At 71.8% G+C, this 13,570-nt stretch carries 13 protein-coding genes; 11 read left to right on the top strand and 2 right to left on the bottom strand.

Annotation, left to right across the window (positions count from 1 at the left end; genetic code table 11):
- Window positions 1-15: 15 nt before the first annotated feature.
- From ACFWY5_RS40450 to ACFWY5_RS40410, 9 genes are all read left to right on the top strand, one after another.
- A complete protein-coding gene (locus ACFWY5_RS40450; RefSeq protein WP_379621287.1) occupies window positions 16-1,077 on the top strand; it encodes a FecCD family ABC transporter permease in 1,062 nt (353 codons plus the stop codon).
- Between the two features lie 42 nt (window positions 1,078-1,119).
- Window positions 1,120-1,995: an ABC transporter ATP-binding protein gene (locus ACFWY5_RS40445; RefSeq protein ID WP_379621285.1), complete on the top strand. Its 876-nt coding sequence runs from the start codon at window positions 1,120-1,122 to the stop codon at window positions 1,993-1,995.
- 44 nt (window positions 1,996-2,039) lie between these two features.
- Entirely contained in the window at window positions 2,040-2,147 is a 108-nt protein-coding gene (amiA, locus tag ACFWY5_RS40440) for a streptamidine family RiPP (RefSeq protein ID WP_379621283.1), read from the top strand.
- Window positions 2,148-2,234: 87 nt separating this feature from the next.
- The gene (locus ACFWY5_RS40435) at window positions 2,235-3,086 is read left to right on the top strand and encodes a hypothetical protein (RefSeq protein WP_379621281.1); all 852 of its coding nucleotides are present in this window, start codon (window positions 2,235-2,237) and stop codon (window positions 3,084-3,086) included.
- Between the two features lie 14 nt (window positions 3,087-3,100).
- Window positions 3,101-4,633: a CocE/NonD family hydrolase gene (locus tag ACFWY5_RS40430; protein WP_379621279.1), complete on the top strand. Its 1,533-nt coding sequence runs from the start codon at window positions 3,101-3,103 to the stop codon at window positions 4,631-4,633.
- Window positions 4,630-6,030, top strand: a complete 1,401-nt coding sequence (locus tag ACFWY5_RS40425; protein ID WP_379621277.1) for a YcaO-like family protein — start codon at window positions 4,630-4,632, stop codon at window positions 6,028-6,030. The genes ACFWY5_RS40430 and ACFWY5_RS40425 overlap by 4 nt, the downstream gene beginning before the upstream one ends.
- A gap of 13 nt (window positions 6,031-6,043) precedes the next feature.
- Window positions 6,044-7,450: a hypothetical protein gene (locus ACFWY5_RS40420; RefSeq protein ID WP_379621275.1), complete on the top strand. Its 1,407-nt coding sequence runs from the start codon at window positions 6,044-6,046 to the stop codon at window positions 7,448-7,450.
- Window positions 7,447-9,174, top strand: a complete 1,728-nt coding sequence (locus ACFWY5_RS40415) for an ABC transporter ATP-binding protein/permease (protein ID WP_379621273.1) — start codon at window positions 7,447-7,449, stop codon at window positions 9,172-9,174. Before ACFWY5_RS40420 ends, ACFWY5_RS40415 begins: the two co-directional genes overlap by 4 nt.
- An 8-nt stretch (window positions 9,175-9,182) precedes the next feature.
- Window positions 9,183-10,931, top strand: a complete 1,749-nt coding sequence (locus ACFWY5_RS40410) for an ABC transporter ATP-binding protein (RefSeq protein WP_379621271.1) — start codon at window positions 9,183-9,185, stop codon at window positions 10,929-10,931.
- Window positions 10,932-11,113: 182 nt separating this feature from the next.
- Here ACFWY5_RS40410 and ACFWY5_RS40405 read toward each other — a convergent pair whose 3' ends face one another.
- Together ACFWY5_RS40405 and ACFWY5_RS40400 are read right to left on the bottom strand one after the other, a co-directional pair.
- On the bottom strand, window positions 11,114-11,239 hold the full coding sequence (locus ACFWY5_RS40405; RefSeq protein ID WP_379621269.1) for a hypothetical protein: 126 nt from the start codon (window positions 11,237-11,239) through the stop codon (window positions 11,114-11,116).
- 237 nt (window positions 11,240-11,476) lie between these two features.
- Complete coding sequence (locus tag ACFWY5_RS40400) at window positions 11,477-11,842, bottom strand: hypothetical protein (protein ID WP_379621267.1); 366 nt, start codon at window positions 11,840-11,842, stop codon at window positions 11,477-11,479.
- A 305-nt stretch (window positions 11,843-12,147) separates the two neighbouring features.
- Here ACFWY5_RS40400 and ACFWY5_RS40395 point away from each other — a divergent pair, with 305 nt between their 5' ends.
- Together ACFWY5_RS40395 and ACFWY5_RS40390 are read left to right on the top strand one after the other, a co-directional pair.
- Window positions 12,148-12,597 carry a GbsR/MarR family transcriptional regulator gene (locus ACFWY5_RS40395; protein WP_379621265.1) on the top strand — a complete coding sequence of 150 codons (450 nt, stop codon included), beginning with the start codon at window positions 12,148-12,150 and terminating at the stop codon, window positions 12,595-12,597.
- A gap of 429 nt (window positions 12,598-13,026) precedes the next feature.
- Complete coding sequence (locus tag ACFWY5_RS40390) at window positions 13,027-13,470, top strand: CBS domain-containing protein (RefSeq protein WP_379621263.1); 444 nt, start codon at window positions 13,027-13,029, stop codon at window positions 13,468-13,470.
- Window positions 13,471-13,570: the final 100 nt, after the last annotated feature.

Genomic DNA, 13,570 nt, shown 5'->3' with positions numbered 1-13,570 from the left:
CTCACGAAGCGGTCAGTGTCCACGACGTCGGCCGCGCCTCGCGCGGCGCCTTCCCGCCGAGGACGGCGCCGGCCGGCGCTCGTCGCCGGTGTGCTGTTGGTCGCCGTACTCGTGGCGGCCATGGCCGATCTGGCGGCGGGGCGCGCGCTGACGGTTGGCGCGCTGTGGCAGGCGCTCACCGGCGGTGCGGTGGACCCGATCACCCATCATCTGGTCTGGCAGGTTCGGCTGCCGAGGGTGCTGGTCGCGCTCGGCGCCGGGGCCAGTCTCGGCCTGGCCGGATTGATCCTGCAGGCGGCGCTGCGCAACCCGCTGGCGGCGCCGGAGGTCACCGGGGTCACCCCGGGCGCGGTGCTCGGTGCGGTCGCGGCCACGGGACTGGGCCTGGCCAACTGGGCGTCACCGGTTGCGGTGGTGATCGCCGCGGTCGCCGGTGGTTGCGGCGGGGCGGGTCTGCTATGGCTGCTGAGCGGGCGGGCGCGCGCCGATCCGGCCGCCACGGCCGTGTACGGCGTGCTGGTCTCAGCCGTGCTCGGCGGACTGACGTCGGTGATCCTGCTGGCCGCGCCGGGCGAGCTCGGCAGCTTCGTACAGTGGATGGTCGGCACCACGGAGGCGCGGACCTGGCAGCACTGGACACTGCTGTGGCCGTGGGCGCTGTGCTGGGGCGTGGTCGCCTGCCTGACCGCGGGCCCGCTGATGCTGCTGCGCTGCGGCGAGCGGGTGGCCGAGGCGGCCGGTCTGGTTCCGTCGCGGGCACGCGGCTTCGCGCTGCTCTGCGCGGTGGCTCTGACCGCGGGCGCTGTGGCCTCCGTGGGGGCGCTCGGTTTCGTCGGGCTGGTCGTGCCGCACGTGGCGCTCGCCCTGTTCGGGGCCGACCTGCGGACCGCGCTGCCGGGAGCGGCGCTCGTCGGCGCCGTCGCCGTGTGCGGAGCCGACGCCGCCGCCCAGTTGCTTTCGCGGGCGGTGACCGCCTGGGGGGCGGAGCATCTCAGCGTCCCGGTCGGTGCGGTGACCACCTGTGTGGGAGCGGTGGTGCTGCTGTTCATCGTCCGTCGCCATGCCGTCGATCCGTGATCTTACGCCCGGGTTTCCCCATGTCTACGAGGAGTGCAGACCGTGTCCGAATTGATCGACGATCCCGGCACCGCGACGACCAACCCGGAAGCTGGGCCGGGGGCCGCCGTGCTGGACCTCGATCGGGTGAGTTTCGGCTATCCGGGGTGGCGGGTGCTGGATGAAGTGAGCCTACGGGTCAGAACCGGGGAGTTCGTCACCCTTGTCGGCCTGAACGGCTGCGGTAAGAGCACCTTGCTCCGCCTTGCGGCGGGGGTGCTGCGTCCCGAGTCGGGACGGGTGTGGGTGGACGGTGCCGACGCGGCCCGGATTTCCCGCCGTGCCGCCGCCCGCAAGGTCGCCCTGCTGCACCAGTCCGCGCCCGCCGTACCGGGACTGACGGTGCGTCAGCTGGTCCGGCAGGGCAGGTACGCCGTGCGGGGCCCGCTGGGCATGCTTCGTGTCGGCGACGACGCGGTGACCGTACGCGCGATGCGGGACGTCGGGGTGGAGGAGTGGGCGGACCGGCCGGTGGAGACGCTGTCCGGCGGTGAGCGGCAGCGGGTACGGCTGGCGCTGGCCCTGGCCCAGGACACGCCCGTCCTGCTGCTCGACGAGCCGACCACCTACCTCGATCTGCGTCACCAGCTGGAAGTGCTGCAACTGGTCGCCCGTCTGCGCGAGGAACGGCGGCTGACCGTGCTGATGGTGCTGCACGACCTCGACCTCGCCGCCCGTTTCGCACAGCGATTGGTGGCTCTGCGGGACGGACGCGTGGCGGCGGACGGGCCCCCGGACCAGGTGGTCACCTCTGAGCTGCTACGGCACGTCTTCGGCATCGAGGGCAGGGTGGGCCGAGATCCCGAGCATGGGTGGCCGGTCTGTTACCCCGACCGACCTATCCCACTTGAAACTGAAAACGGTTTTCATTACGGTTAGCTCCGATATCGCCTGATATCACGTCCGCTCAGCAAGGAGGAACCATGGAGCAGGTCTTCACCCCCATCTCCGACCAGTCCCACCTTCCGCACCTGTCCGCCACCCACTCCAACGCCCTCGTCGAGAACCCCTTCGACGACGAGCAGGAGTAGCGACTCCGCGGGCCCGTCCGGAGGCGACTCCGGACGGGCCCGTCCCCGTTCGATCGCCATCCTGCGCACCGGCTGATGAGGAGAAACGTGTCGCGGCCCCAACTCGCCCCCGGCGTCGAGATCGTCACGGTCGACGGTCACCCGCCCGCGGTCCGCACTTCTGATGGCGAGTTCCTGCGCGTCAACGCCCCTCCCGAGGCCACGGCGGAGATGCTGAGCCTGCTCGGCCCCGGCGGCGGTTCCGGCCATCCCGCGAGGCAGGAGACCGTACGACTGCTGGGCGCCTTCACCGACGCCGGATATCTCGCCGCGCCGCCGTCCTGGCCCTCGGACCACGCCGGCGTACTCGTGCTCGGTGACGAACGCCTGACCGCGCCCCTCACCGAGTTCCTGACGTCCGAGGGAGCGCGCCCCCGTCCCGCGGCACCCGGAGACGTAGCGGCGCTCGCCGACGCATCCGCATCCGGCCGGCAGGCCTCCGACGTCGCCGCGGTGGTCTGGTGCCTCGACCGTCCGGTCCCTCCAGGGCTGTGGAAGGACGCCGATCGGCTGCCCGCACAGGGCATCGCCTGGGCTCGCTGCCATCGTGAGGGCCGGCAGGCCTGGATCGAACCGATCGCCGCCGCCCCCGGCGACGTGCTGGCCACCCACGTGGCCGCCCGCCGCCTGGCCGCCACCCCGGCCCATCGCGAACTGGCCGCCTACTGGGCGGGAAACGTCGCCACCGGCCCGCATCCGGTCACCGGAGCCGCGGCCGCGGCCACCATCGCCGCGCTGATCGCCACCGACCTCGCCACCTGGGCCCGGCGCGACAGCGGAGGAGAGCACCTGCCCGATCGGCGCCGCCTGCGCAGGGTCGACCTGCGGGATCTGAAGGTCACCGAGCACTGCGTGCTCCCCGTCCCGCGTGTCGCCCCGATCGAAACGCACCGCGCATGACCCCTTCTCAGAGCATGGCAGTCATCACAGGTGACGGCGCGGTCCTGACCACCGACTACTGCCTGCCGGATGGGCCGGGCCCGTTTCCCTGCCTCCTGATCCGCACGCCGTACGACCGGCGCTCGCACGCCGCGGAGCTACGCGCATGGGCGCGACGGGGTTTCGCCGCCGTAGCCCAGGACGTACGCGGCCGGTACGGCTCCAGCGGGCAGTGGCACCCGTACGCCAACGAAGCCGAGGACGGCGCGGCCACGGTGCGGGAACTCCGGGGGCAGTCATGGTGCGACGGCAGAATCGTCGCCTGCGGGGCCTCCTACGCCGCCCACTGTGTCCTGGCCATAGCGCTGCACGCCGACCCCGCCGTCCGCCCCGACGCCGCGATCGCCGCCGTACCCGCGCTGGGTCTGGCGGAGACCGCACGGGAGAGGAACGGTGTGGAACGGCTGCTGGCGAGAGCCGGTTGGTGGGCCGCCCACGGTGACCGTCCGGACAGCGACCCGCCCGCGCTGGAGCGGCTCCTGTCCACTGACCCCGCCCTGCTCGACCACCTGCCCGTGCTGGATCTCCCCCGGCGGCTCGGGCGCCCGCTGCCCTCCTGGCAACGGCTCTGGGCCGCGCAGCGTTCAGGCGATCCCGCCGGAACGCTCGGCGACGGAGCGCAGGCTGAATCCGGAGCGATGCCCCTGCTCGCCGTGGGCGGAAGTCACGACCCGTTCGTCACCGACACGATGACGTTGTGGCGGGCTTGGGGCCGCCAAGGCGCCGGGGCCTCCCGGCTGTTACTCGGTCCTTGGGGTCACGCTCTCACCGCCGGCCCCAGCCGGACCGATGACGGCCCCGCCTTGGCGTTGGGACCGCTGTACGTGAGGTTCGCGCAGGCCGCGCTCAAGGGAACGTTGGTCGGGCGCCGCGGCGCTGTCGCCCTGGAGGGCACCGGCCAATGGCTGTCAGCCCACGAGCTGGACCGCACCACCACCCGTGTCCACATGGACGGCAACGGCGCCGGTCTGCGGGTGCTGCGAGGGACGGAGTTCGTCGCGGATCCCGAACGCCCGGTGCGTTCCGACCGCCTCGATGTGCCGGAGTACGGACTGCCCGACCGCTTCCTGGCCGTCGGCGAGCCACTGCCCACAGCGCTCGACCTGGCCGGGGAGGCCGAAGTCCGGATCCTGGCCGCGGCGGACACCGCCACCGCAGACTGGGCCGCTCGCCTGGTCGCTATCAGCTCCCGCGGCATCGCCGAGCCGCTGGCCACCGGCATCACGCGCGTACAGGCACGGGCCGAGGCGCGCGCCCTGGTCAACATCTCTCTCGGTCCGCTGTCCAAACGCCTGCTGGCGGGAGTCCGGCTGCGGCTGGAGGTCGCGGGGCATCACTTCCCCGCCCACGCCCGCAATCCGCACACCGGGTTCGACCCGCTCCGCACCACCGTCCTGTGGCCCTCCCGGCGCACCGTCATCCCGGAGGGCAGCCACGTGGTGCTGAGGACTCTCGACCGGGCCGCCACGATCAGAACCGTCGACCCGGCAGAGGAGATCACCACGTGACCGCGCGCCGTCTTGCCACCACCCCCGCCCAGCCGCTTTCGGTGGACGCGCTGGTCGACCCGGTCTGCGGGCTGATCCGGTCGGTTGCCCCCGTCGCCCACCCTCAGGGAACCCCGGCCCGCTATGTGGCGATGACCGCCGAAGTCAGCGACGCCCGCAGGTTCGGGGCCTGGCCCGCCGACCGTGTCGCCCTGGGCACCACCTTCGGCGATCCCGAAGGAGCCCGCGTCGCCGCCATCGCGGAGGCTGTGGAGCGCTACTGCGGCAACCGGCTCCCGCCACCGGGCGAAACGGGCGCTCCGCTGCGGGCCACCGCGGGCGACCTCGCCGGGCACAACCATCTCTCCCCGGCCGAGCTACCCGCCTACGCCGGCTGGCAATACGACCGGCCCGGCTTTCCGTACCGGCGGTTCACAGACGCCACCGAGGCACTGTGGACACAGGGCGTCGAGCAGCTACTCGGTGGCGGTGAGCGCGAGTGCCTGGCACCCGTGGCGCTGACCCATCTCAACTGGCGGCAGGGCGATCTCACGTCCCTGCCGCGTACCCACCACCTGAACTACACGGGTATAGCGACCGGCGCCGGCCTCGCCGACGCCGTCGAACGTGCCCTGCTGGAAGTCGTGGAACGCGACGCCCTTGAAGTGTGGTGGCATCTGGGCGGCCCCACGCGGGGCGTCGAGGTGGACAGCATCCCGGGACTGTCGGCCGACCTCGCGGGATCGCCGCTGCGGACCTGGGTGGTGGAGATGCCGAATGAGTTCGCCCCCGCCATGGCCGCCCTGGTGTACGACGCCGATCGCGACCTCTACGCGGCCGGGTTCGCCTGCCGGTACGACCCGGCGGAAGCCGCCAGGAAGGCCGTCCTGGAGGCCGTGCACACGTGGGTGTTCACCCAGGGCCTCACCGACCCCGGTGGGTGGGTGTTCCAGGCGATCGACGCCGGGATACTCGCGAAGGGCCTGTACCTGCACCACCGGGCGGATCGTCGTTACCTCGACGACGCCGGAGACGACTTCGCCCGGGTACGCGACCTGGGCGCCCACGTCCAGGTCTGGCTCGACGCCCGGCTGGCCCCATTGGCACGGCGGTTCACGCATCCCGCGCAGACCGTCGCGATCGACCAGGTCGTGGCCGGTTCGCCGGAACGGCTCCGTGAACGTCTCGTCTCTGGCGGCCACCGTGTCGTCGCCGTCGACCTGACCACACCCGATGTGGCCGAGACCCCGCTGCGCGTGGCTCGTGTCCTGGTCACCGGCCTGGTGCCCAACGCCCCCGCCGCGTTCGCCTACTACGGCTGCCCACGTTTCTCGCAGGTGGCACTCGTCCACGAGTGGCGTGCCACCGCCCCGACCGGGCCCGGCGACTTCACCCTCGCCCCGCCTCCACACATGTAAGGGGTGTTCGAGCATGACCACCACATTCACCGACCGGCTGGTCGCCGAAGCGATCACCGAGGCCAGATCCATCCGGCCGGTCGGCCCGCACAGCCCAGCGGGCCCAGCGAGACAACGCTGGACCGGCGAGCCGGCCGATCTTGCGGCCGGGGAGGGCGACATCGACCTCGGGCGCCTGCTGAGGTTCTCGTTCAAGGCCGGACCCGTCGGACTCAAGCCCGCGCCGTTCCACTCCGGCGTCCGCGATCGGGACGGCGTGGCCGCGACACGGCTGCGCCCGGTGGCTTCCGCGGGCGGGCTCCATCCGGTCAACGCTCATCTGCTGGTCGGTCCCGGGTGTTCGGTGCCGCCAGGGCTCTATGCCTACGATCCGCTTGACCATCGGGTCTGCCGACGAGGCCCCGCACCGGGGAAGGCGTCCCGTGGGATCGTCGTCGTGTTCACGGTCACCGTCCAGCGGACCGTCTCCCATTACGGCCACCGCGCCTGGCCCCTGCTGCTCCTGGACGCCGGACACGCGGTGGCCGCCCTCGCCATGGCCGCGGTCGCCCACGGACACCAAGCCCGGCCGACGTTGAACGCCGACGCGGCGACGCTGGCCGCCGCCGCCGGGCTGCCCACGCCCGACCAGTGGCAGGCCGTCTGGGCGCAGACCACCCCGCAACATCCGCTTGCCGCCGTGCACATCACGGCCCGCGCCCCGGGCGATGAGCCGGGCCAGGTCGACCCGCTCACCGCGTGGGCCGCCCAGCCGCCGGGGACGCCGCCGGAGGCGGGCCCCGCGCCAAGCCCGGAAGGACAGCGCGCCGGAGCCGTGCTTGCCGCCTTGTGCCGTACCACCGCCCCGGCCGTCTGGTGGCCCGCCGTACCCCCCTTCGATGGCGAGCTATCGGCACTGGCGCAGGCCATCGCCGACCGTCGCAGCGCGCCACCACCCCTGAGCGGACAGCCCGATGCCGTCAGCCTCGCCGCCGTGCTGTCCACGGCCGACCGCGCCACCCCGTATGGTCCGCCCTGGTACGCCGCTGTCGGCGCGCCCACTGGCCTGGTAACCGCCGAACCCGGGAAACCGGAGGAACTCCGCCTCGTCGCCAGTGGCGAGGCACGGCCCACGCTGGCCATGTGGGCGGCCGGGCAAGGCTGGATTTCGCACGCCGGAGCCGTCCTCCTGGCCGGGGGCGCCCCAGATTCGGCTTCCGCCGAGCGGATCCGCGTCGAGCATCTGGCCGCCGGTTACGCCGCCGCCTGCGCGGAGCTCACCGCGACCGCCGCCGGCCTGCGCACCCGGCCGATCGGCTCCTGGCAGGCCGCCGATCTGGGAGCCGCACTGGGCGGCCGGGCCGGACGACGATGGATCGTTCACGGTCTCGCGCTGGCTTCCCCTCTCCCTCTTTCTCTCTCCCGGAGCGACCGCCGATGATGCTGCACCCGGAGTTGCTGCGTGCCGCCGGTACCGCGCCGGCGGCGCTGGTGCGGGCCACCGCCCTGCTCACCGCTGTCACCGCCGCGCACATCGCGCAGGCCGCGCTGCTCGCCGTCGCCCTGGCCGACATCGCCCGTGGCCGAACCGACCGCCTGCCCGTCCTGCTCGTCGTGGTGGCCGCCGTGCTCCTGCTGCGCGCGATCCTGACGCGGTGGCAGCGACTGGCCGCCGCCGACGCCGGGGCGCGGATCCGGTCGGTCCTGCGTGACGAACTGCTCGTCCAGCTTGGCCGGCTCGGCCCCGCCCACAGCACCGCCGCCCGCGCCGGGGCCTTGCGCGCGACCGTGGTCGACGGTGCCGAAGGGGTCAACACGTACCTGTCGCGGTATCTGCCGCAGTTCGCCGTGGTGTGCCTGGTCACGCCGGTGCTTCTGACGTGGATCGCCACTATCCACGTATGGGCCGCCGCCGGCCTGGCCGCCGCCGTCGCGATGGCGCTTCTCGTGCCCCGGTTGTGGGATCGCGCACTGGCCAAGCGCGGCAAGGAACATTGGGACAGTTACGAGAACCTGGCCGCCGACTATCTGGAAGCGCTCCAGCAGATGCCCACCCTCCGTGCCACCGGAGCCGTTCACCGTAAGCGTCAGGGACTGGAAGGCCGATCACGCCAGTTGCATCGGGCCATCGTGGCCAAGCTCCGGGTTTCGCTGGTCGACACGGCCCTGACCGACCTCGCCATCCAGGGGGGCACGCTCTGCGCGGTCCTGCTGGCCGCTATCTCGGCTGCGACCGGCCGCGCCACCGGGGCGGAGTCCTATCTGTTGCTGATGCTCGCCGCCGAGTGCTTCAGGCCGTTGCGCGATCTGTCGAGGGAATGGCACGCCGGATACGTGGGGCTCTCCGCCGCCGACGGTATCGCCGCCCTGCGGACCGCGCGACCGTCGGTACCCGACACCGGCACCCTCGCGCCCACGTGGGCGTCGGCGCCCGCCCTGGCATTCGCCGACGTCCGCTTCTCCTACCCGGGCGCGAGCCGTCAGGCTCTTCGCGGCGTCGGTTTCGAGTGCCCAGCCGGCCGTACGACCGCCCTGGTCGGGCCGTCGGGTGCGGGCAAGTCCACGCTGCTGGCGCTCCTGCAACGCCTCCACGACCCCCAAGAGGGGTCGGTGTCGCTCGACGGCGTCGACATCCGTGACCTGTCGCTGGCAGCGCTGCGCCGTAGCATCGCGGTGGTCTCCCAGGAGACCTATCTCTTCGCCGCCTCCATCGCTGACAACCTGAGGCTGGCCGCCCCCGACGCCACCGACGGGCAACTCGCCGCCGCCTGTCGCGACGCGGGGATCCACGACGAGATCGCCGCGCTCCCCGATGGATACGCGACCGTCCTGGGAGAACGAGGCGCGACCCTGTCCGGCGGCCAGCGGCAGCGCCTGGCCCTGGCCCGCGCCCTGCTCTGCGACGCGCCGGTGCTGGTGCTGGACGAGGCCACCAGCGCGGTGGACGAAAGCCGGGAACAACAGATCACCCGGGCGCTGCGCCGCCTCGCGCACGGCAGAACCTGCCTGATCATCGCCCACCGGCTGGCCGCTGTCAGGGACGCCGACCGGATCGTGGTCCTGGACCATGGCCTGGTCGACGCCGTCGGCGACCACAGCACGCTGGCCGGCGCGGGCGGCACCTACACCGCACTGGCCACCGCGGACCTGCGCGACCAAAGCTGAGGACACGCATGAACGTCAACCTGCCGAACCGGCACGTCCTGCGGGGCCTGCTGCCCGCGCTACGGCCGCACCGCCGGATGGTCGCCCGCACGATCATCTCCTGCCTGATCGACCAGGCCGCCCTCGTCATCCTGATCACCTGGCTGGCCCACACCGTCGGACGGGCCGTCATCGACCACGCCGCGCCAGGACCTGCCACCGTCGGCGCGCTAGGCGGGCTGGTGCTGATCCGGGCCGTCGCCACGTGGCGGCAGATGGACCTGTCGCACGACCTGGCCTACCGGGTGCTCGCCGAGCTGCGGGTGCGCATCTACGACGGGCTCGCCCGCAGCGCCCCCGCTCGCATCGCCGGTCGCCGGAGCGGTGACCTTGCGGCGACCGCGATGAACGACATCGAGACGCTCGAGTTCTTCTACGCCCACACCATCGCTCAGCTGCTCGCCTCCGGCGTGGTCTTCGTCGCCGGTACGGCGGTGCTCGGCGTCATCGACCCCGGGCTGGCGCTCGCCGTCCTGCCCGCGGCCGCCGCCCTGATGGCGCATCCGCTGCTCGGCGACCGCGGCCGCACCCGGCGCGGGGAACACGTCCGCACCGCCACGGCACGGCTCTCGGCCGACGCCGTCGACACCGTGGACGGCATCCGCGAGCTACTCGCCCATAACGCCCTCGACCGCCGCCGCTGGCAACTCGCCGACGCCAGCCACCGGCTCGCCTCGGCACAGCGAGCCGAGGCCCGCCACGACGGCGCCTTCATGGCCGTGCAAGACATCCTCGTGGTGCTGGCCTTGATCGCCGTAGTGGCCGCCATCGGGACAGCCGGCGGCGATCCACCTGGCGCGTGGGCTCCGGCCGCGCTGGCCTTGGCCGTCTCGGTCCTGGCGCCGGTGGCCGCCGGCGCCGACTCCCTGCGCCAGGCCGGCAGCCTGCGTGCCGCCGCCGCGCGGGTGACGGCCGCGCTAGCCGCCCCGCCGACCGCGCCGTCCGCTCCTCACCCGGTTCCGCTTCCTGACGGCCCGGTCGGCGTACGGCTGCGCGACCTCCGCTTTTCCTACGGCCCCGCCCCGGTGCTGCGCGGCCTGCAACTCACCATTCCTCCGCGCGGCACCGTCGCCCTTGTCGGAGCGTCCGGAGCGGGAAAGACCACCGTTGCCCACCTCATGGCCCGCTTCTGGGACCCCACGGGAGGCGCCGTGGAGCTCACCACCACCGAGGGAGCCGTCGACCTGCGCGATCTCACCGACGACGACCTGCGGTCGGCCGTCGCGCTGGTCGGCCAGGACGCCTCCCTGTTCCACGGCACGCTCCGGGACAACCTGCGGCTGGCCGCGCCCGACGCCGACGACGACCTGCTGAACCGCGTGATCAGGCAATGCGGCATCGACCGGATCGCCGCCACCCTGCCCGAGGGCCTGGACAGCGTCGTCGGAGAACGTGGCGCCACGCTCTCCGGCGGTCAACGAGCCCGCGTCGCACTCGCCCGCGCCCTGCTCACGAACCCCCGGGTGCTGATCCTCGACGAAGCGACCGCACACGTGGACGCCGTCGGCGACGCTGAGCTCGCCGACCTGCTCGCCGGCCTGGACGCCACCACGATCGTCATCGCGCACCGTCCTGCCACCATCCGCCGCGCCCCCCACATCGCCGTCCTCGACAACGGCCGGGTGGTCGAGGACGGCACCTGGGACAGCCTCACGACTGTCGCGGACAGCGTCCTGAATCGGCTCGTGACCGGGGCCTCCCATCGCGAAGGTGGTTAGTCTTTCGTTCCCGTGACCCGTGGTGGGGCCGGCGCCGGTTCCATGGAGTCCGGGGGCGGAGAGTCCGCCGTTGGCGATCCGGGCTCTACGCCGGTCGCCAGCACGGGCCCGGATGCCGGGTGCGCCCGCGGCCACGACCGCGTCGCGCGCCTGCCGTACCGCGCCGCTGTCGGCCGGAGTGCTCAGGTCGCAGCGAGGGCCCTGAGCCTGAGTTCCTGGTTGGCGGCGAGGGCGAAGCTCTGGCCGGAGTCGCCAGGGTTGAAGATCTCGGCGCCCTTGACGAAGGCCTTCCAGAAGCATGCCACCAAGCTCCGAGACGGTGGCGGCACGCCGTTCCTGGCCCTTGCTCCGCAAGATCCTGGACTGTGCCGGCACCATCGAGATCATCGGAGTGGATGGCATCATCCCACCGGCGTGGACACCTCCGACGCCTTGGAAGAGGCACTCGCGCCCGCCGACCGCCTGCGTTCCGATGAACACCGGTCCGCCTCATGCCGTGGCATCCGCCCAGGCCACGGTCAAGCTTCCCTGGCGGACGTCGCCTGTCAGGCGTCCTTATGACGGCGAAGCGAGATGGGTAGGCGGAAGCGACGGGCGATCCAGACGATGGCCAGGTCGCACAAGGCCAGCCCCAGCGTGGTCGGGAGCAGGACCGCCCAGCCGCTGTCGCCTCCTTCGCCGATGCTCCAGAGGACTTTGAGCAGGGCCATGAGGTTGATAATCACTAGGCCCCAGCCTAGGGACCGGTGCCAGAATGCCAGGCACAGGGCGGTGAGGCTGGCGATGACGGCCAGCACGCCGAGCAGGTAGGCGGCCGACAGTTCGCCGATGCTGTGGATGAGCTCCTTCTCCATGTCGAGGAATGCCTGTACTTGGGGGTCGACGCGGGCCGGCGGCGGAAACCAGAACATGCTGGTGAACAGTGCCAGGAGCGTGATGACGATGCCTTTCCAGCTTCGCCGCCAGGCGAAGTAGGCCAGGGGGAGGACGAACAGCGGGCGGATGGGCGTAGGCCCAGTCGAGGAATTCCTGCAGCATGCCGCTCACCGGGCCCGGGCGGCATGGCCGGGAGTGGCGCGAGAGCAGCTCGGATCGTCAAGGTGGTCTGCGGAGGCGAGGGTGCGGGCGGCGCGCGGGCCGGCCCCGGTGATGGCGGTGGAGATCATGAAGTTTGTCTATTCTGTTCGGAACTATCCGAACAGAATAGAATTTGTTTGTGGCCGGTGTCGAGGAGTTCGTGGAGAGTGCCGGGCTGTACTTCGAGCGGTTGGGACTCAGTCGTACGGCAGGCCGGGTCGTTGGGGTGCTCCTGGTCGATCCAGACGATTCCGCCGATGCCCCGAGGCTCTGCGAACACCTCGGCGTGGCCAAGAGCAGTATGAGCGTCGCCCTCGGCCAGCTCGAACGGGGTGGACTCGTTGAGCGATTCCGTCCGCCCCGGGGGCGTCGCGATCACTACCGGCTTACCGAAGACGTCTTCGGTCGTGCGTTCCGGGCGAAGATGGCAGAATTCACCGCGTTCGCGCAGCTCGCCGAGCAGGGGCTGGTGGTAGTTGGCGACAACCCCAAGCGCCGGGCCAGGCTGGAACTGATGCGCGACATGTACGGCTTCATGGGCCGTGAGTTCCCCAAGCTCCTCGACCGATGGGATCAAGAGCACAACTGACGACCGCGGTCAGTCGTCTCTCGTAGACTCCGCACCGCGCCGACGTCCGCGCGGCGTCCACGCAGGTGAGGAGCGCGGCGCGGCCGGACCCGGGCCACCGCCGGTGACGGTGACGACCAGGCCCGGTGGTGAAGCCGTCGGGTCTCATGAAGACGACGGTGGGCTGCGAGGTGACGCCCTTCTCGTGGAGAACTGGAGGATGGAGCCGGTGCGCTGGAGGAACTCCTTCATCGCCCAGAACCGGAGCACCAGCGCGGCGTCACCGTCCAGGGTTCTGGCCGTGCACTTCAACGACGCCGGGACGGTGTCACGACCTTACGATGCGATGAGGAAACCGCAGGTATCCAGATGGTCGTTGGTACGGTATCGACGGGTGTGCCGGGGCCGACTGACCGGCGGCCGTGTCGTCGACCCCGAAAGGTCTCGCGGATGCGCGCTCGTGATCTGCTCGTCGACTTCCCCATCGTCACGTTGGACACGCCGGTGATCGAAGCGGCCCGGCTGCTGGCCGACCAGGACTTGCCCGGATTGATCGTGGTCGACGAGCGCGGGCTGCCGTCCAGCATCCTGCCCGGCACCCAGGTGTTGCGGCTGGCCGTACCGGGCTATTGCCAGGATGATCCGGCGCTCGCGCGCGTGATCGACGAGGCGCACGCCGACCAGTTCTTGCAGGCGCTGGCCGACCGCACGGTCCAGTCGGCGCTGCCGAAGGCGGAGCGTGAGCTGCCCATCACCGACCCGGACGCCACCGTGCTGGAACTGGCGGCGCTGATGGCGCGCACGCACAGTCCGCTGGTCGCGGTGGTCGAGGATGATCGCCTGCTCGGTGCGGTCACGCTCCAGGCGCTGCTGGATCGGGCGCTCGCTTCGTGACTGCGCCATCTGTAAGCGGCACGAGGCTCGCTGTCCCGTCCTTACGATCATTGATACGTTGTCTACAGGTGTGCCGGGAAGTCTGGTCGGCGGTTCCACA

The sequence above is a fragment of the Nonomuraea sp. NPDC059007 genome (genome assembly GCF_042740555.1).
Lineage (GTDB): Bacteria > Actinomycetota > Actinomycetes > Streptosporangiales > Streptosporangiaceae > Nonomuraea.
This window is presented reverse-complemented; position numbering and strand designations above follow the sequence as displayed.

Excerpts from the sequence above, each read along its gene's own strand:
- ACFWY5_RS40390 (WP_379621263.1), top strand. The coding sequence starts at position 13,027 with ATGCGCGCTCGTGATCTGCTCGTCGACTTCCCCATCGTCACGTTGGAC.
- ACFWY5_RS40410 (WP_379621271.1), top strand. The coding sequence starts at position 9,183 with ATGAACGTCAACCTGCCGAACCGGCACGTCCTGCGGGGCCTGCTGCCC.
- ACFWY5_RS40400 (WP_379621267.1), bottom strand. The coding sequence starts at position 11,842 with ATGTTCTGGTTTCCGCCGCCGGCCCGCGTCGACCCCCAAGTACAGGCA.
- ACFWY5_RS40430 (WP_379621279.1), top strand. The coding sequence starts at position 3,101 with ATGGCAGTCATCACAGGTGACGGCGCGGTCCTGACCACCGACTACTGC.
- ACFWY5_RS40420 (WP_379621275.1), top strand. The coding sequence starts at position 6,044 with ATGACCACCACATTCACCGACCGGCTGGTCGCCGAAGCGATCACCGAG.
- ACFWY5_RS40415 (WP_379621273.1), top strand. The coding sequence starts at position 7,447 with ATGATGCTGCACCCGGAGTTGCTGCGTGCCGCCGGTACCGCGCCGGCG.
- amiA (WP_379621283.1), top strand. The coding sequence starts at position 2,040 with ATGGAGCAGGTCTTCACCCCCATCTCCGACCAGTCCCACCTTCCGCAC.